Below are 17,534 nucleotides of genomic sequence, written 5' to 3' on the forward strand. Positions count from 1 at the left end.
CCGGAGAGGTAAAGAAAAGGAGCGCATGGCGCTCCTTTTTCGTGGTGGCTGGCAGGGCGCTCAGCGCACCTCGATCACATCCAGCACGTCCATCTCGTCGATGTTGAGCAGGGGCGCGGTCGGCAGCTCGGGGGGATCGAACGCCTTGTCGCCGCCATCTATGATGCCGGAGTCACGGTTGATGCTCTTGAAGTCAAACAGCTTGTGATCGAGCAGGTGGCTCGGGATCACGTCCTGAATGGCGGTGAACATGGTCTCTATCCGGCCGGGGAAGCGGCGATCCCAGTCCTGCATCATCTGCTTGATGGCCTTGCGCTGCAGGTTTTCCTGGGAGCCGCACAGGTTGCACGGGATGATGGGGAAGGCCTTGACCTCCGCATAGCGCACCAGATCCTTCTCCTTGCAGTAGGCCAGGGGACGGATCACCACGTTCTTGCCATCGTCGCTCACCAGCTTGGGGGGCATGGACTTGAGCTTGCCGCCGTAGAACATGTTGAGGAACAGGGTCTCGAGGATGTCGTCCCTGTGATGGCCGAGGGCAATCTTGGTGCAGCCCAGCTCCTGGGCGGTACGGTAGAGAATGCCGCGGCGCAGGCGGGAGCAGAGGGCACAGGTGGTCTTGCCTTCCGGCACCTTGTCCTTGACGATGGAGTAGGTGTCTTCCTCGACGATCTTGAAGTCGACGCCGAGGGCGGCCAGGTATTCCGGCAGCACGTGCTCGGGGAAGCCGGGTTGCTTCTGATCCAGGTTGACGGCCACGAGATCGAAATGGATGGGGGCGCTGGCCTTCAGGCTCATCAGAATGTCGAGCATGGCGAAGCTGTCCTTGCCGCCAGACAGGCACACCATGATCTTGTCGCCCTCTTCAATCATGTTGAAGTCGGCGATGGCCTGACCCACGTTGCGCCGCAGGCGTTTCTGCAGCTTGTTGAAACTGTATTTCTCTTTGGCGTTAAGCTCTTCTAGCATGGCCTCAAACCCGGGACAAAAATAAGCGGCTTATTATAGCCATGTCCCGGGGGAGGGCAAGAAACGCTTATGCAGGATGACGTCTGTCATCTACTGGGCAGCTGTAATCATCGGGCTTGAGGATCAGGATGTCGCAGTTGAGCCGATCGACCACATGCTCCGCCGTGTTGCCGAGCAGGGCGGCGGAGAGACCGGTACGACCGACACACCCCATGATCATCAGGGTCGACTTGAGTTCGTCCGCCATGTCCGGCAGCACCTCCTCCGGCAATCCTTCCGCCACCTTGGTCCACATGTGGTTGATGCCGAACTGATCGGCATGCTCTCGCAGCAGATCCTCGTGATGCTTGCGGATGGCATCGTTGTAGGCGTTGGGGTCGAACTCCGGCAGCTCGATGGCTACATTCACCGGCGTGCCGGGATAGGTGTTGACCAGATAGAGGTTGGAGCCGAGCAGATCGGCGATGGCGACCCCTTCGCGGGTGATGCGCTCATTGAGGACTTTCTGCTCCATATCGTCGCTCGAGCAGTTGATGGCGGCAATGATGTTGCCGCCCCGCTGCCAGTGACCCTCCTTGACCAGCAGGACGGGGCAGGGGCATTTGCGCAGCAGGTGCCAGTCGGTGGGGGTGAAGATGAAGGTTTGCAGGAAGGAGTGCTTGTGGGTCGCCTTGACCACCAGATCGTGGCGATGCTCCAGCACTTCCTGGATGACGCACTCGAAGGGACGATTGTGCCACAGCACCTTGATCTCGCACTCCAGCCCCCTGGCACGATAGGGTTGCAGTATCTCGTCCAGCCACTCCCGGCGCTGGGCAATGACGCCGTGGCGCATCTCTTCCCGCTCATCCACGGACAGCATGGCGGTCATCTCGTACGAGAAGTCGTAAATCGTCAGGAGCAGGGTCAGCTGGGCGCCCTCGTCCAGCTCGGCGACCTTGACCGCGCGTTCGAGCGCGATCTGGCGCTCCTCTTCCGGGTTGATCACCACCAGAATGTTTCGGTACTTGACCATGTTCTCCTCCTTGGCAAAAACGCCAATGATGGCAACTCTTTAGCCATTACAGCTTAGCCCAAGGGGGGAGACGGGAAGGTGTGCCGGATCAAATTTCAGGGTGAACCGATCCGGCAACAGAAGGGAAAGGGGGTGATCAGCCGCAGGCTGGGCGAGTGGCGCCGGCCATGACGCCGAGGGCCACGTGATCCAGCACTGTAATGTATTTTCCCTTGACGCTGATGAGGCCGGACTTCTGGAAACGACCGAGCAGGCGGCTGATGGTCTCGACGGTGAGGCCGAGGTAGTTGCCTATGTCACCCCGGGTCATGGAGAGACGGAACTCCTTGGCGGAGAAGCCGCGCTCGGAGAAACGTACCGAGAGGTTGTGCAGGAAGGCGGCGAGGCGCTCTTCCGCGTTCTTCTTGGAGAGCAGCAGTATCATCTCCTGATCGCCCATGATCTCGTTGCTCATCAGGCGCATGATCTGCTGGCGGAGCTTGGGCATCTTGCCGGAGAGATCGTCGAGCACATCGAACGGGATCTCGCACACCATGGCGGTTTCCAGCGCCTGGGCGAAGGAGGGGTGTGCCTGCTTGTGGATGGCATCGAAACCGACCAGATCTCCCGCGAGGTGGAAGGCGGTGATCTGCTCGTCACCCTGTTCGGTGATGGTGTATGACTTGATGGTCCCGGAGCGGATGGCGTAGAGCGACTTCAGCTCATCGCCAGCCTTAAACAATTCTTCGCCCTTCTGGATCGGCTTTTTGCGCTCGATGATGCTGTCCAGCTGATCGAGCTCACTGTCGTTCAGGGTGAAGGGGATGCAGAGCTGACTGATGCTGCAATCCTGGCAATGAATTGCACAGCCACCGCTCTGAATACGTCTGCCAGGTTTCTTGTCCGGGATCATAGGCTCATATGAATAATTGATTTATATCAAACAAGTTTACCACCAACTCATCCGTTTTGGATAGGGTTTCAAAAGGATGCCAACCCGATCCAGAGGGTATGCAGGCCATAGGCAATGAGCAGCAAGGCACCGCCGAGGCGCAGGCTGCGCAGGGTCAGCCAGTAGCGCAATCTGTCTGCCAGCCCCCCCAGGGCGAACAGTGTCGGCAGGGTCCCCAGACCAAAGCTCAGCATGATGAGTGCGCCGCCCCCGGCGGAGCCTGCCGCCGCGCTCCAGGTCAGCATGGAGTAGACCAGACCGCAGGGCAGCCAGCCCCACACCATGCCAAAGGGGAGGGCCTGCCAGGCCGACGTGAAGGGGATGAACTTGCCGGCCAGCGGCTTGATAAGAGGCCAGAATTTTGCGCCCATGCGTTCCAGCACCAGCACTCCCCGCCACCAGCCCGCCAGATAGAGGCCCAGGGCTATCATCAGCAGGGCCGCAACGAGGCGCAAGCCGACGATGGCGTGCTTGCCTGCCCCGAGCTCGCTGGTGGTGGCCAGCAGCCCGCCCACCAGGGCGCCGGCCAGCACATAGCTCAGGATCCGCCCCAGGTTGTAGTTGAGCAGGTAGCCAAGACGCCCCCAGAAGTGCTGCTTCTCGGCGGGGATGGCCATGGAGAGGGCGGCGGAGACGCCGCCGCACATGGCGATGCAGTGGCCTGAGCCTGCCAGTCCCACCAGCAGGGCCCCCATCAGATCAAGGCTGCTTGTCATCGCTCGGCTGATCCTTGCCCTTGGTGGCGGGTTGATCCTCGTCAAACAGTATGTTGGAGCCCTGGCGGTCGAGATCCTCGAACTGCTCCGAGCGAATGGCCCAGAAGAAGACGGCCCCCGCGATGATGACAAACAGGATGGCGATGGGGATCAGGACAAAAATGATGTTCATGGGAGCTACCTTGGCATTCATCCGTGGCAATCGACCCCCATGGTAACCCTGTTCGGGTAGGGGGCCAGCCGCTATCGGCGAGAAATGTGGCCTGCATCGGAGGCTGGCCACATTTTCGGCATTTTCCAGCGCTGGCTCATCGATTGAGGCGCATGGAGTTGGTGACGACTATGAGGGAGCTCAGCGACATGCCCGCCGCCGCCAGATAGGGGGGCAGCCAGCCGCTGGCCGCAAGCGGCAGCACCAGCAGGTTGTATCCGATGGACCAGGCGAAGTTCTCCTGGATGATCCTGCGGGTGCGCAGCGCCAGGGCGCGGGCGGCCAGCAGGCGGGAGAGATCGTCGGCCAGCAGTATGGCGTCGGCGCTGTTTTTCGCCAGATCCGTGCCGCCCGCCATGGCGAAGGAGGCATGGGCACCGGCCAGCACGGGGGCGTCGTTGATGCCATCCCCCACCATGATGCTGATCTCTCCTGCCGCTTCCCGGGCCTTGAGGTAGGCCAGCTTGCCATCGGGGGTGACCCCTTTCACCAGTTCATCGACCCCGAGCTCACGGGCCACGGCGTCGGCCTGAGGGGAGCTGTCGCCGGTGAGGATGGTGGTCTGCAGCCCGGCCGCCTTGAAGGCCTGGATCAGGGCACCGGCATCCGCACGCAGCGTGTCGGCCAGGGTGAAGCGGGCCAGCGGCCCTGTCTCGTCGGCCAGATAGATGGCCAGCCCCTGGGTCGCCTCCTGCTCGTCAGTCAGCCCGAGCCAGCGGGCACTGCCGATGCGGTAATGCCTGCCTGCGATCCTGCCCTGGATGCCGTGGCCGATGACGGGGGTCACCTCGCTCGCGGCCGGCAGCACGGCATCGTCTGCCCCCTTGCTGCGAAACGCGCGGGCAATGGGGTGTTCGGAGTAGGCTTCCAGGGCGCGGGCTATGGCCAGACAGTCCGTTTCAGCGAGTCCGGCCAGGGGGTGAATGGCCACCAGGCTGATGTTGCCCGTGGTCAGGGTCCCGGTCTTGTCCATCACTATGCGGTTGGCCCGGGTCAGCACGTCCAGCACGTGGCCGCGGCGCAGCAGTATGCCGCTTCGGGTCAGGTGGGCGGTGGCCGAGGTGAGCGCCGTCGGTGTCGCCAGCGACAGGGCGCAGGGGCAGGTGGCCACCAGCACCGACAGGGTGATCCAGAAGGCCCGCTCCGGGGCATGGAAGTGCCAGAAGGTCCAGACCGCGGCGGCGATGAGCAGCAGCACCAGGATGAAATGGCGGGAGAGCACATCCGCCAGCTGGGCGATGGCGGGTTTGTCATCGAGCGCGCTGTCCTGCAGCCGCATGATCTGGGCGAGGCGCGACTCTTCGATGGGGTGGCTGACCCGGATCTCCAGCGGCGCATCCGTGCTGATGGTGCCGGCGAAGACGGGATCCCCCGCCTGCTTGAGCAGGGGCAGTTGCTCGCCGGTCAGCATGGCTTCGTTGAGGCTGGCCTGCCCCAGGGTGATGATGCCGTCTGCCGGCAGGGTTGCCCCGGCCAGCACCCGGACCCTGTCCCCCATCCGCAGCGTCTTGGCGGCCACCTCGTGTTCGCCATCTGCATCGATGCGGGTGGCCATGATGGGCACCAGGCGCGCCAGGTTGGAGCTGGACTCGGATGCCTTGCGCCTCGCCCTCAACTCGAGCAGGCGCCCCAGCAGCAGGAAGAAGACGAACATGGTGATGGAGTCGTAATAGACCTCACCCGTGTTGAAGACGGTGGCCCAGATGGAGGCGACGAAGGCGCCGATGAGGGCCAGCGACACAGAGACATCCATGGAGAGGTGGCCCTGTTTCAGGCTGCGCCAGGCCCCTGCGTAAAATGGCTGGGCCGAGTAGATCATGATGGGGGTGGAGAGCAACAGGCTTATCCACTTGAAGTAGATCATGAACTCCTCTTCCACGCTGATGAAGAGGTCCATGTAGAGCGCCACCGCGCACATCATCACCTGCATGGAGCCGAGGCCGGCCAGCGCCATGCGGAACATGTAGCTGCGCACCTCGCGGGCGTAGAGGGCCTCCTGGCTGTGGGTCTGGAACGGATAGGCGCGATAGCCAATCTTGGCGAATCCCTTGAGGATGTCGCTTAACGAGAGCCTGTCCGGATCCCACTTGATGCGGGCGCGGTGGGTGGTGGTGTTGACGTTGACATAGTGAAGACCCGCGAGCCCCATCAGGTGGCGCTCGATAAGCCAGGCGCAGGCGGCGCAGGTCAGCCCTTCCACGCTGAGCTGGATCTCCCGCAGGGTGCCGGTCTCGGTGACGAACTCCTGCTGCACTTCGGCCAGATCGTAGTGGGTGAGGGCCGCCAGCTCGCTGGGAACCAGCTCCCCCTTGATGCCGGGGGCGGTGCGGTGCTCGTAGTAACTGGCAAGGCCGCATTCGAGAATGGTCTGTGCCACGGCCTGGCAACCAGGACAGCACATGGGTTGTACTATCCCCTTGATCTCCAGGGTAAAGTCACTGCCAGTGGGAACCGGTTCACCACAGTGAAAACAGCCGGTCATGGTCATTAACCCTCTTGGACGCTGCCCGTGCGGGCGAGATAAGGGAGGACGCCGTCATGCCTGGATGAACACAGCCGTTCATCCCGGGCTCAGCGTCCCCTGGGATCGAGTTCCACCGGGGCCTTGGTCGGCAGCTGCGCCGTCTCTTGCAGGCGCCACTCGTGGTTGAAGGCATCGACCCGGATGTGCCACTTGCCGCTGAGGGGCTTGTCCAGCATCAGGCGATAGACACCATTGCCATCGGCAGTGAGCAGATGATCGCTGTCCAGACCGGCCAGGGTCGGGTGGAACAGGGAGAGGTGCAGCGCCTGACCGGCGGGGATCTCCCCCGACAGCGGCTTCAGGGTCAGCTCCTTGTCGCTGACCGAGAGCTCGACGCGGATGCCGAGGGCCTCGGCGCGATCGAACTTGCTGAGATCCTGATTAATCTCCTTGCCCTGCTTGTAATAATCTTCCGCCACCAGGTTGACCCCATCCTTGCTGGCGATGATGGCGGTGGCGATGCTGCCTACCACGGCGGCGCAGGGGAGGGCGATGATGAACCAGGGCCAGAATTGGCGATACCAGGGTTGAGTCATGGTGCTACCGAAACAAATGGTTAACGAAATGGAGGGATTCTAGCCAACACAAGATAACAAAAAGCCTCGAAGAGTCGAGGCTTTTTGCTGCGTAATCACGTGCTTATCACATGTTACTGCTTATTTTACTGCGCCTGGTGGGACAAACTGTAGACATAGGACGCCAGCAGGTGGACCTTGTCTTCTCCCAGGATATCCTTCCAGGCCGGCATCACGCCGTGACGCCCGTGGGTGATGGTCTGCTCGACCACCTGACGGGAGCCGCCGTACAACCAGGTGTTGTTGGTGAGATCCGGCGCGCCGAAGGCGATGCCGCCCTTGGCATCCGGGCCGTGACAGGCGGCGCACATGGCGAAGCGCGCCTCACCCTTCTTGGCTTCCACCAGATCCACCTTGCGGCCGGAGAGGCTCAGCACATAGGAGGCCACTTCCTTGACCCCGTCCTGACCCAGGATCTCGCCCCAGGCGGCCATGACCCCCTGGCGACCGCCCATGATGGTGGTCTTGATCTGGTCGGGCGCGCCGCCCCATTGCCATTCGCTGTCGGTCAGGTTCGGGAAACCGCGACCACCGCGGGCATCGGAGCCGTGGCACTGGGAGCAGTTCTGCAGGAACAGACGCTGACCCACTTTCAGGGCTTCCGGGTCCTTGGCGATCTCGGTGATCTCCTTGTAGCTCTTGCCATCGGCCTGGTAGGTCAGCTCGCGGAACTTGGCGCCATAGACCTCGTCGGCCTTGGCCAGTTCCCGATCGTACTCCACCGCGCGCCCTTCATCCTTGGCAGAGGCTGCCGCCGCCTTGGATTCTGCCAGGGAGCGAACGTCCTGGTTGGAGCTCTGCCAGCCCAGCAACCCCTTGAAGTTGCCCAGACCCGGGAAGGCGAGCAGGTAGATGAGACCGGTGACGATGAAGAAGAGGAACATATAGGACCACCACTTCGGCAACGGGTTGTTGATCTCCTCTATGCCGTCGAAGGTGTGCCCCATGGGCTTGCCCTCTTCGGTCCCCATCTTGTCCCTCATGCACCACATCAGCAGCAGGAAGCAGCCGAGTATGGTGCCCAGACTTATGACGGTCACAAAAATGCTAAACAAAGTGCTCATTATTGCTTCGCTCCTGCGTTCTTGTTATCAGCACTGGGTTGCTCGTCATCGGCAAAGACCAGGTTGGCAGCCTCATCGAAGGAGGCCTTGCGGCGCTTGCTGTATGCCCAGACGATGATGCCGATCATGATGATCATCAGCAGCAGGGTGTACAGGCCGCGAAATGTGCCGTAATCCATATCCCGACTCCTTATTTCAGGGCATGACCCAGTGATTGCAGATAGGCCACCAGGGCATCCAGCTCGGTCTTGCCCTTGACTGCCTCGGCCGCACCCTCGATGTCGGCATCGGTATAGGGCACCCCGAAGTGATCCCGGAACAGCGCCAGCTTCTTGCCGGTCAGTTCACCGGTCAGGACGTTGGTCTCGAGCCAGGGGAAGGCGGGCATGTTGGATTCCGGCACCACGTCGCGCGGGTTGATGAGGTGGGCGCGATGCCAGTCGTCGGAGTAGCGGCCGCCGACCCGGGCCAGATCCGGACCTGTGCGCTTGGAGCCCCACAGGAAGGGGTGCTCCCACACGCTCTCACCGGCGACCGAGTAGTGGCCGTAACGCTCGGTCTCGGCGCGGAACGGGCGGATCATCTGGCTGTGGCAGACGGTGCAGCCTTCGCGGATGTAGATGTCGCGTCCTTCCATCTGCAGGGCGGTGTAGGCCTTGAGGCCCTCCACCGGCTCGTTGGTCTGCTTCTGGAAGAACAGCGGCGTGATCTCGACCAGGCCCCCCAGGCTGATGGCAAAGATGATGCCTATCACCAGCATGGGGACGCTCTTTTCAAATATTTCGTGACGGTTGTTGTTGCTCATGCTTTAAACCCCTTCAGATCAGGCTGGCTGTGCGACGGGTTCCAGGGAACCCTTGGGCGCAGTGACGGTGCGATAGGCGTTGTAAGCCATCAGCAGCATGCCGGTGACGAAGAAGCAGCCACCCAGGAAGCGCACGAAGTAGAAGGGATAGGAAGCTTGCAGCGCCTCCACGAAGCTGTAGGTCAGGGTGCCGTCATCGTTGACCGCACGCCACATCAGACCCTGCATCACCCCGGAAATCCACATGGAGACGATGTAGAGCACAGTGCCCACGGTCGCCAGCCAGAAGTGGACGTTGATCAGGCGGATGCTGTACATGCGGCCCTGATCGAACAGGTTCGGGATCAGGTGATACACGGCGCCGATAGAGACCATGGCAACCCAGCCCAGGGCACCGGAGTGGACGTGACCTATGGTCCAGTCGGTGTAGTGGGAGAGGGCGTTGACCGTCTTGATGGCCATCATGGGGCCTTCGAAGGTGGACATGCCGTAGAACGACAGGGAGACGATCAGGAAGCGCAGTATGGGGTCATAGCGCAGCTTGTGCCAGGCACCGGACAGGGTCATGATGCCGTTGATCATGCCGCCCCAGGAGGGGACGAACAGGATGAGGGACATCACCATGCCCAGGGACTGGGCCCAGTCGGGCAGGGCGGTGTAGTGCAGATGGTGCGGGCCTGCCCAGATGTAGAGGGAGATCAGCGCCCAGAAGTGCACTATGGAGAGGCGGTAGGAGTAGACCGGACGCCCCGCCTGCTTGGGTACGAAGTAGTACATCATGCCGAGGAAGCCGGCGGTGAGCAGGAAGCCGACCGCGTTGTGGCCATACCACCACTGCACCATGGCATCCATGGCACCTGAGTACATGGAGTAGGACTTCATGCCCGAGAGCGGCACTTCCATGTTGTTGACGATGTGCAGCACCGCCACCGTGATGATGAAGGCCCCGAAGAACCAGTTCGCCACATAGATGTGGGAGGTGGTGCGCTTGACCAGGGTGCCGAAGAAGACGATGGCATAGCTCACCCAGACCACGGCGATGGCGATGTCGATGGGCCACTCCAGCTCGGCATACTCCTTGGAAGTGGTGTATCCCAGTGGCAGCGTGATGGCGGCGGCGAGGATGATCGCCTGCCAGCCCCAGAACACGAAGGAGGCGAGTGGGCCGCCAAACAGCCTGACCTGACAGGTGCGCTGTACCACGTAGAAGGAGGTGGCCATCAGCGCGCTGCAGCCAAACGCGAAGATGACCGCGTTGGTGTGCAGGGGACGCAGGCGGCTGTAGGTCAGCCAGGGGGTATCAAAGTTGAGGGCAGGCCAGATCAACTGGGCTGCGATCAGTACACCAACCGACATACCGACAATTCCCCAGACAATCGTCATGACGGTGAACTGGCGCACAACGGTGTAGTTGTACTCAGGGTGGTTTGTTGTATGGCTCATCGTTGTATTCCGCTTCCGATGCTGTTGTTTGTTTTTCGCCCGGTAATCGGGGCCATTTTCACCCCTGATTTGCCAAATCCTCCCGTTAACATCTGTTAATAAAAGGAAAAGCAAAAGGTGGTTAAATGAAAATTCATTGAGAATGATACTGAACTGACCGGTAAAATAACAGTACAAACAGTGATATATTTGGCTCCAGCGGGTCCCGCGCTCCCTGGTTTTTTACCTTGCGCGAGATCACGAAAATCGCATTTTTAAAGTACCTTACAGGGCTGTTTTTTCATGAAAGAGAGACTCACTTCACGCAAAATCGTGCACTTGACCATGGTGCTGGCCATTTTGCTCTCCCTGATGGCCTATCGGACCTGGTTTTCGGCTCCGCCGGGCGGGGAGACGACGGGAACAAATGATCAGATTTGTGATCTGTCCCACAGCAGTTGTTCCCTTCTGGTCGGTGACAAGCCCCTGACGGCCAGCATAGATGGCTTGCCGATCCGCCCTGAACATGACTTTGTGTTGCGCCTTCAGGGGGGCTCCCCCGTCATCACCCCCATCAAGGCCTGGCTGGAGGGCAGGACCATGTTCATGGGGATCATCCCGGTGCAGCTCGAGGCGAAGGAGGGGGGCTGGCAGGGTGCCGCTCAGGTAGGAAGTTGCACCACAGATGCCATGGAGTGGCTGCTCAATATCGAGTGGAGCAATGGCCAGCGCCAGCAACTGGCGCTGGGGGTTTCCCCCTGACAGCAGGCTGCCGTTTGCGGCCCAGGAGGGGGGAGAAGTGAAATTTGATTTGAATTTTTCAGGCAGGTCGGTACCTTGCATTCATTATCAAGGAGTGAAGTTCATTTAATCATGATTGAAAAACAAGCATTTTATCGCACCCTCAACCAACAAGCCCAGGCGCTGCTGGAGGGTGAACCCGACCTGATTGCCAACCTGGCGAACCTGTCTGCCCTGCTCAATCAGGAGCTGGCCGACATCAACTGGGTCGGTTTTTATCTGTTGCAAGGGGAGACCCTGGTGCTCGGCCCCTTCCAGGGCAAGCCGGCCTGCGTGCGCATTCCGGTGGGCCGCGGTGTCTGTGGCACGGCGGTGGCCGAGGGCAAGACCCAGCTGGTGGACGACGTACACCAGTTCACGGGTCACATCGCCTGCGACGGCGCCAGCAATTCGGAAATCGTGATTCCGCTGCGTCGCGGTGGTGAGATCATCGGGGTGCTGGACGTGGATAGTCCGATTTTTAACCGTTTCGACCAGGAGGACCGGATTGGCCTCGAAGAAGCGGTGCAAATTTTGGAAAGCATGCTCTAAGTCATTGCTAGATGGTTCGCAAAAGGTCCCAAGCTCTCTATAATAGGGCCTTTGTTGTGTTCGGGCATGCCCGTGCGTCTATATGAAAGCCAAGGTTATACATGGAAAACACTGAAAAGCTGAAGAACAGTAAAGAGATCGTTGCCTACCTGGTCGAGAAATTCCCGGCCTGCTTCATCGCTGAAGGAGAGGCCAAGCCACTCAAGATTGGCATCTTCCAGGATCTGGCCGCGCGTCTTGCTGATGACGAGAGAGTCTCCAAGACCATGCTGCGCTCTGCTCTGCGTCAATACACCTCCAGCTGGCGTTACCTGCATGGCCTCAAGGCTGGCCAGGCCCGTGTCGATCTGGATGGCAACCCCGGTGAGCTGCTGACCGAAGAGCACATCGAACATGCCAAACAGGCCCTCAAGGAGAGCAAAGAGCGTGTCTTTGCCAGCCGCCGCACCAACACCAAGGAGAAGGAAGACAAGCCCAAGCAGCCGCGCCGCAACGCGCCGCGCAAGGCCGATGCTCCTCGCTCCGACAAGCCCAGGTCCGCTCCCAAGGCCGCGCCTGTAGCCGATGCTCCCCTGGTCAAAGTGGATGCCGCCACCCTGAAAGTGGATCAAGGCGTGCGCGTCGTGCTGGGCAAGTCTCCCGTGCCTGCGACCATCAAGGAAGTGACCAAGGATGACGTACAGGTTCAATTGCAGACCGGCATGATGCTGCGGGTCAAGTTCGAGCATCTGGTTCTCTAAGGAGACGAATGTTGAAGCATGGCGTGATTCGTTTTTCCCTCGTTGCCTGTAGCCTGGCGCTCGCCGGGCTCGCACAGGCCATCGAGCCGGTGCTCAAGGAAAGTGATTTGCCTGTGTTGGCTCAGGAGAGCCAACATGCTACGGCCAGCAAGCGAATTGCCAATCTGTTTACCCGCTCTCACTACAAACAGTTCAAGTTGGACGATGCCTTTTCCTCCGTGATATTTGACAAATATCTGGAGAATCTGGACTACAGCCGCAACCTGTTTCTGGCCTCTGACATCAGCCGTTTTGAAAAGTACCGTACCGGTTTTGACACCGACCTCGAGAGAGGGCGTCTGGCTCCGGCCTACGAGATGTTCAACCTGAGTCAGCAGCGGCGTTACGAGCGGTTCGAATACGCCCTCAAACTGCTCGACACTCCCCTGGATTTCACCCAGCCTGACAATTACATCTTCGATCGGGAAGGGGCTCCCTGGCCCAAAGACGAGGCCGAGCTCAACGAGCTGTGGCGTCAACGGGTCAAGTTCGATGCCCTGAGCCTCAAGCTCAGCGGCAAGGAGTGGCCCGAGATCAAGGAGCTGCTTGGCAAGCGTTACAACAACGCCATCAAGCGGATGTCCCAGACCGAGAGCGAGGATGTGTTCCAGCTCTTCATGAACTCCTTCGCCCGTGCCATCGAGCCCCACACCAGCTACCTCTCGCCGCGCAGCGCCGATCGCTTCAACACCGAGATGAACCTCTCGCTGGAGGGCATAGGTGCCGTGCTGCAGGCGGAAGATGACTTCACCGTCATCCGCTCCCTGGTGCCCGGCGGCCCGGCGGCCAAGTCCAACCACCTCAAACCCGATGACAAGATCACCGGGGTAGGGCAGGACGATGGCAAGATTGTCGATGTGATCGGCTGGCGTCTCGATGACGTGGTCGAACTCATCAAGGGGCCCAAGGGCAGCAAGGTGAAGCTGGAGATCCAGCGCGGCAAGGGCGCGACCGCCAAGACCGAGCTGGTGGAGCTGACCCGCGACAAGGTGCGCCTGGAAGACAGGGCCGCCAAGTCCAAGGTGATCAACGCCGAAGGCAAGAAGATAGGGGTACTCGAGATCCCGAGCTTCTACGTCAATCTCCATGACGACGTCATCAAGGAGCTCTCCAGCCTCAACAAGCAGAAGATCGATGGTCTCATCGTCGACCTGCGCGGCAACGGCGGCGGCGCCCTGACCGAGGCCTCCGCCCTGAGCGGTCTCTTCTTCGCCAGTGGTCCCGTGGTGCAAATTCGTGATCACATGGGTCGTATCACCGTCAATGGTGACGATGACGGCAACGTCTACTACGGCGGCCCCATGTCGGTGATGATCGACCGCTACAGCGCCTCGGCCTCCGAGATCTTCGCCGCCGCCATGCAGGACTACGGCCGCGCCCTGATCCTCGGCGAGAACTCGTTCGGGAAGGGGACGGTGCAGCAGCATCGCAGCCTCGCCAAGGTCTACGACTTCTACGAGCAGCCGCTGGGTCACGTGCAGTACACCATCGCCAAGTTCTACCGGATTGATGGCGGCAGCACCCAGAACAAGGGGGTGGCGCCGGACATCGACTTCCCGACCGCCGTCTCGCCGGACGAGACCGGGGAGAGCCGGGAGTTCAACGCCCTGCCCTGGGACAAGATAGCTTCGGCCAGTTACGACAAGCTGGGGGACTTCTCCAGTCTGCTGCCCAGGTTGAAGTCGGCTCACGAGGCGCGGATCGCCAAGGATCCTGAATTTGCCTACGTGATGCAGGACATCAAGGAGTATCAGGAGGACAAGGACAAGAAGTCGGTCTCCCTGAACGAAGCCGAGCGACTGGCGGATCAGGCCAAGCAGGACGAGAAGGCGCTGGCGCGAGCCAACGAGCGACTGACCCGCCTTGGCAAGCCGACGGTGAAGAGCCTGGATGAACTGCCTGCCGATTTCGAGGCCCCCGACGAGTATCAGATCGAAGCCGCGAACATCACGGCGGATCTGGCGAGACTCAGCAAGGGCTGAATGTCCGGGCTGGCATCCACATGAATGCAAGGGCGACTCAGGTCGCCCTCTCTTTTGGCTGAATGCAAACTATTTGACCCTGCGGGATCCTTGTGACAGCCTCTGACACGTTGATAACAATGCGTGGAAGCAGACAATAATGACCGATCACTCCCAGGCCATGACGGCCAAGTATCGCCAGGATTACCGGGCGCCCCTCTACTGGATCGACAGCATCGATCTCGATTTTCAGCTGCAGGAACCCCTGACCCGGGTGACCGCCATCTCCCGGCTGCGCCGCAGCGGCGAGCACAACGAGCCCCTGGTGCTGGACGGGGAAGGATTGGTCTTGCACAGCGTCAGCGTGGACGGCGTCCCCTTCACCCGGTTCGAGCAGGGGGAGAGCTGCCTGACCCTGTTCAACCTGCCCGCCGAGTGCGTGCTGACCATAGTCACGGATCTGGATCCCGCCGCCAACACAGCGCTGGAGGGGCTCTACAAGTCCGGCGATGCCTACTGCACCCAGTGTGAGGCGGAGGGCTTTCGCCGCATCACCTATTACCTGGACAGGCCCGACATCCTGGCCCGCTACAGCACCCGGATCACCGCCGACAAGGCCAAATACCCCTATCTGCTCTCCAACGGTAACAAGGTTGCGAGCGGCGAGCTGGACGGCGGTCGCCACTTCGTGCAGTGGCAGGATCCCTTCCCCAAGCCGAGCTACCTCTTTGCCCTGGTGGCCGGCGACTTCGACGTGGAGCGGGGTAGCTACACCACCCAAAGCGGCCGCAAGGTAGCCCTGGAGATCTTCGTCGACAAGGGCAACCTGGACAGAGCCGGTTTCGCCATGGAGAGCCTCATCAACGCCATGCGCTGGGACGAGCAGCGTTTCGGCCTCGAGTATGACCTCGACATCTACATGATTGTCGCGGTGGACTTCTTCAACATGGGCGCCATGGAGAACAAGGGGCTCAACATCTTCAACTCCAAGTTCGTGCTGGCCAACCCGGCTACCGCCACCGACGGCGACTACCACGGCATAGAGCGGGTCATCGCCCACGAATACTTCCATAACTGGACTGGCAACCGCGTCACCTGCCGCGACTGGTTCCAGCTCAGCCTCAAAGAGGGGCTGACGGTGTTCCGGGATCAGGAGTTCTCCTCGGATCTGGGCTCACGTGGCGTCAACCGCATCAACAACGTGCGTACCGTGCGCGGTCCGCAGTTTGCCGAAGATGCCGGCCCCATGGCTCACCCCATTCGCCCGGATGTGGTGATAGAGATGAACAACTTCTACACCCTGACCGTCTACGAGAAGGGCTCGGAAGTGATCCGCATGCTGCACACCCTGCTGGGGGAGGATAAGTTCCAGGCCGGCATGCGCCTCTACTTCGAGCGTCACGACGGCTCGGCCGCCACCTGCGATGACTTCGTGCAGGCGATGGAGGATGCCTCCGGGGTGGATCTCGGCCGCTTCCGCCGCTGGTACAGCCAGTCCGGCACCCCCGAGCTCACCGTGACCGACGACTACGATGCCGCCAGTGGCGTCTATCGCCTGCACGTGCGCCAGCACACGCCGCCGACCCAGGATCAGCCGCAAAAATTGCCGCTGCACATCCCCCTCGACATCGAACTCTATGACGAGCAGGGTGCCGTCATTGCGCTGCAGTACCAGGGCAAGGCCATCGGCAACGTGCTCGATGTGCTGGAAGAAGAGCAGACCTTCCTGTTCGATCGGGTGCAGGTCAAGCCGGTGCCCTCCCTGCTGCGGGATTTCTCCGCCCCGGTCAAGCTGCACTATGACTACAGCGACGAGGCCCTGGCCTTCCTGATGCGCCATGCCCGCAACGAGTTTGCCCGCTGGGATGCGGCCCAGATGCTGATCAACAAGGCGGTCATCGACGGGGTGGCACGGGTGCAGCAAGGGCAGGGGGTTGCGCTCTCCCCAACCCTGCTGGCGGCCTTCGTCGCCATTTTGGACGATAGCGAGCTGGACTCGGCCCTCAAGGCGGAGATCCTGGCGCTGCCCGGTGAGGCGACCCTGGCCGAGCTGTTCGAGGTGGCCGATATCGATGCCATCCATCGGGTGCGTGATGCCATCCATGGCCAGCTCGCCGAGGCCTTCGGCGCGCGTCTGGCGGCTACCTATGAGAGCCTGCGGCTGACGGGGTACAGGGTGATCCATGCCGACACCGCCAAGCGCGCCCTCAAGGGGGTGGTACTCGGCTATCTGGCGGCGCTGGATGCGGAGCAGGCCGATGCACTGGTGCGCGAGCAGTATGCCACCGCCGACAACATGACCGACACCCTGGCGGCGCTGCAGGTGGCCAACGGCTATCTGCTGCCATGCCGCGCCGCACTGCTGGCCGATTTTGAGGGCAAGTGGGCCCATGACGGCCTGGTGCTGGACAACTGGCTGCGCCTGGTGGGCTGCAAGCCTGCCGCCGACGTGCTGGATGAGGTGAAACAGGCGATGAGCCACCCCACCTTCAGCATCCGCAACCCGAACCGGCTGCGGGCGCTCATCGGCAGTTTCGCCATGAACAACCAGGTGCAGTTCCACGCGGTGGATGGCAGCGGCTATCGCTTCCTGACCGATCTCTTGATCACGCTCAACGAGGTCAATCCCCAGGTGGCGTCCCGCCTCATCACCCCGCTCATCCAGTTCAAGCGACTGGATGAGGGGCGCAAGACGCTCGTCCGGGCCGAGCTGACCCGTCTGGCCAACCTCGAGGGGCTGGCGCGGGATCTGTTCGAGAAGGTAAGCAAGGCACTGGCGCAGTAAGGGTGCCGGTCACGGGCAGGGGAGTCAGGCTCTCCTGCCCGTTTTTCATCAAGAGGAGAGGGTATGAGGCAGTACACCTTTCGGCTGGCCCTCAGCCGCGACGAGATCATGCTGATGTACCAGGGCCAGGCCAGACGCCTGGTGGTGCGCACCGAGCAGGGGTTGACCATAGAGCTGGGCCTGGAAAAGATCCGCTCCTTCGTCAGCGTCAACGGGGTGCACGGTCACTTTCGGCTGGTCACCCAGGAAGATCACCGCTTTGTTCGCCTGGAGAGGCTCGCCTGAGGCGAGTCGAAGAGAGCGGCCCCTTCTCGGCTCATCCCGGTGGCCTCTGCCTCGAAAGGGTCGCTTGCCGTAGTCGAACCGCTGGTGTGAGCCTTCTGTAGAGGGGAATACGCCTGCTTGCGGCGCCAAATGCAGGAGGATGAGCGCCCCGTTAGCCCAA

Annotated in this window: 17 protein-coding genes; 6 read left to right on the forward strand and 11 right to left on the reverse strand. The window is 61.2% G+C overall.

Annotation, left to right across the window (positions count from 1 at the left end; translation table 11 throughout):
- Window positions 1-60: 60 nt before the first annotated feature.
- The 11 genes from ttcA to ccoN all read right to left on the reverse strand — a co-directional run bounded on the left by ttcA (window position 61) and on the right by ccoN (window position 10,253).
- Complete coding sequence (gene ttcA, locus ACWPWQ_RS12375; protein ID WP_025327018.1) at window positions 61-969, reverse strand: tRNA 2-thiocytidine(32) synthetase TtcA; 909 nt, start codon at window positions 967-969, stop codon at window positions 61-63.
- Between the two features lie 67 nt (window positions 970-1,036).
- The gene (uspE, locus tag ACWPWQ_RS12380; RefSeq protein ID WP_139434442.1) at window positions 1,037-1,984 is read right to left on the reverse strand and encodes a universal stress protein UspE; all 948 of its coding nucleotides are present in this window, start codon (window positions 1,982-1,984) and stop codon (window positions 1,037-1,039) included.
- 136 nt (window positions 1,985-2,120) lie between these two features.
- Window positions 2,121-2,876, reverse strand: coding sequence for an FNR family transcription factor (locus ACWPWQ_RS12385; protein ID WP_025327016.1), 756 nt, complete (start codon window positions 2,874-2,876; stop codon window positions 2,121-2,123).
- A gap of 68 nt (window positions 2,877-2,944) precedes the next feature.
- Window positions 2,945-3,631, reverse strand: a complete 687-nt coding sequence (locus ACWPWQ_RS12390) for a sulfite exporter TauE/SafE family protein (protein WP_454009895.1) — start codon at window positions 3,629-3,631, stop codon at window positions 2,945-2,947.
- Window positions 3,615-3,803 carry a cbb3-type cytochrome oxidase assembly protein CcoS gene (gene ccoS / locus ACWPWQ_RS12395; RefSeq protein ID WP_454009896.1) on the reverse strand — a complete coding sequence of 63 codons (189 nt, stop codon included), beginning with the start codon at window positions 3,801-3,803 and terminating at the stop codon, window positions 3,615-3,617. Before ccoS ends, ACWPWQ_RS12390 begins: the two co-directional genes overlap by 17 nt.
- A 136-nt stretch (window positions 3,804-3,939) precedes the next feature.
- Window positions 3,940-6,324, reverse strand: coding sequence for a heavy metal translocating P-type ATPase (locus tag ACWPWQ_RS12400; RefSeq protein ID WP_454009908.1), 2,385 nt, complete (start codon window positions 6,322-6,324; stop codon window positions 3,940-3,942).
- A gap of 89 nt (window positions 6,325-6,413) precedes the next feature.
- The gene (locus ACWPWQ_RS12405) at window positions 6,414-6,902 is read right to left on the reverse strand and encodes a FixH family protein (RefSeq protein ID WP_289980056.1); all 489 of its coding nucleotides are present in this window, start codon (window positions 6,900-6,902) and stop codon (window positions 6,414-6,416) included.
- Window positions 6,903-7,027: 125 nt separating this feature from the next.
- Complete coding sequence (gene ccoP / locus ACWPWQ_RS12410) at window positions 7,028-8,005, reverse strand: cytochrome-c oxidase, cbb3-type subunit III (protein WP_319913519.1); 978 nt, start codon at window positions 8,003-8,005, stop codon at window positions 7,028-7,030.
- Complete coding sequence (locus tag ACWPWQ_RS12415; protein WP_005329633.1) at window positions 8,005-8,184, reverse strand: cbb3-type cytochrome oxidase subunit 3; 180 nt, start codon at window positions 8,182-8,184, stop codon at window positions 8,005-8,007. The genes ccoP and ACWPWQ_RS12415 overlap by 1 nt, the downstream gene beginning before the upstream one ends.
- Before the next feature lie 11 nt (window positions 8,185-8,195).
- Complete coding sequence (ccoO, locus tag ACWPWQ_RS12420) at window positions 8,196-8,810, reverse strand: cytochrome-c oxidase, cbb3-type subunit II (RefSeq protein WP_106886750.1); 615 nt, start codon at window positions 8,808-8,810, stop codon at window positions 8,196-8,198.
- 18 nt (window positions 8,811-8,828) lie between these two features.
- Complete coding sequence (ccoN, locus tag ACWPWQ_RS12425; protein ID WP_106886751.1) at window positions 8,829-10,253, reverse strand: cytochrome-c oxidase, cbb3-type subunit I; 1,425 nt, start codon at window positions 10,251-10,253, stop codon at window positions 8,829-8,831.
- A gap of 282 nt (window positions 10,254-10,535) precedes the next feature.
- Between ccoN and ACWPWQ_RS12430 the strand changes: the two genes are divergently transcribed.
- The 6 genes from ACWPWQ_RS12430 to ACWPWQ_RS12455 all read left to right on the forward strand — a co-directional run bounded on the left by ACWPWQ_RS12430 (window position 10,536) and on the right by ACWPWQ_RS12455 (window position 17,374).
- Entirely contained in the window at window positions 10,536-10,994 is a 459-nt protein-coding gene (locus ACWPWQ_RS12430) for a hypothetical protein (protein ID WP_454009897.1), read from the forward strand.
- 111 nt (window positions 10,995-11,105) lie between these two features.
- Window positions 11,106-11,564 (forward strand): GAF domain-containing protein, encoded by a 459-nt coding sequence (locus ACWPWQ_RS12435; RefSeq protein WP_454009898.1) that lies wholly within the window; start codon window positions 11,106-11,108, stop codon window positions 11,562-11,564.
- A gap of 101 nt (window positions 11,565-11,665) precedes the next feature.
- Window positions 11,666-12,304, forward strand: coding sequence for an RNA chaperone ProQ (proQ, locus tag ACWPWQ_RS12440; RefSeq protein ID WP_139434456.1), 639 nt, complete (start codon window positions 11,666-11,668; stop codon window positions 12,302-12,304).
- Window positions 12,305-12,312: 8 nt separating this feature from the next.
- On the forward strand, window positions 12,313-14,325 hold the full coding sequence (gene prc, locus ACWPWQ_RS12445; protein WP_139434458.1) for a carboxy terminal-processing peptidase: 2,013 nt from the start codon (window positions 12,313-12,315) through the stop codon (window positions 14,323-14,325).
- Window positions 14,326-14,464: 139 nt separating this feature from the next.
- Window positions 14,465-17,089: an aminopeptidase N gene (gene pepN, locus ACWPWQ_RS12450; protein WP_454009899.1), complete on the forward strand. Its 2,625-nt coding sequence runs from the start codon at window positions 14,465-14,467 to the stop codon at window positions 17,087-17,089.
- Between the two features lie 63 nt (window positions 17,090-17,152).
- Entirely contained in the window at window positions 17,153-17,374 is a 222-nt protein-coding gene (locus ACWPWQ_RS12455; protein ID WP_139434462.1) for a DUF2835 family protein, read from the forward strand.
- The last annotated feature ends 160 nt before the right edge of the window (window positions 17,375-17,534 follow it).

It is taken from the genome of Aeromonas sp. Marseille-Q7275, assembly GCF_965119515.1.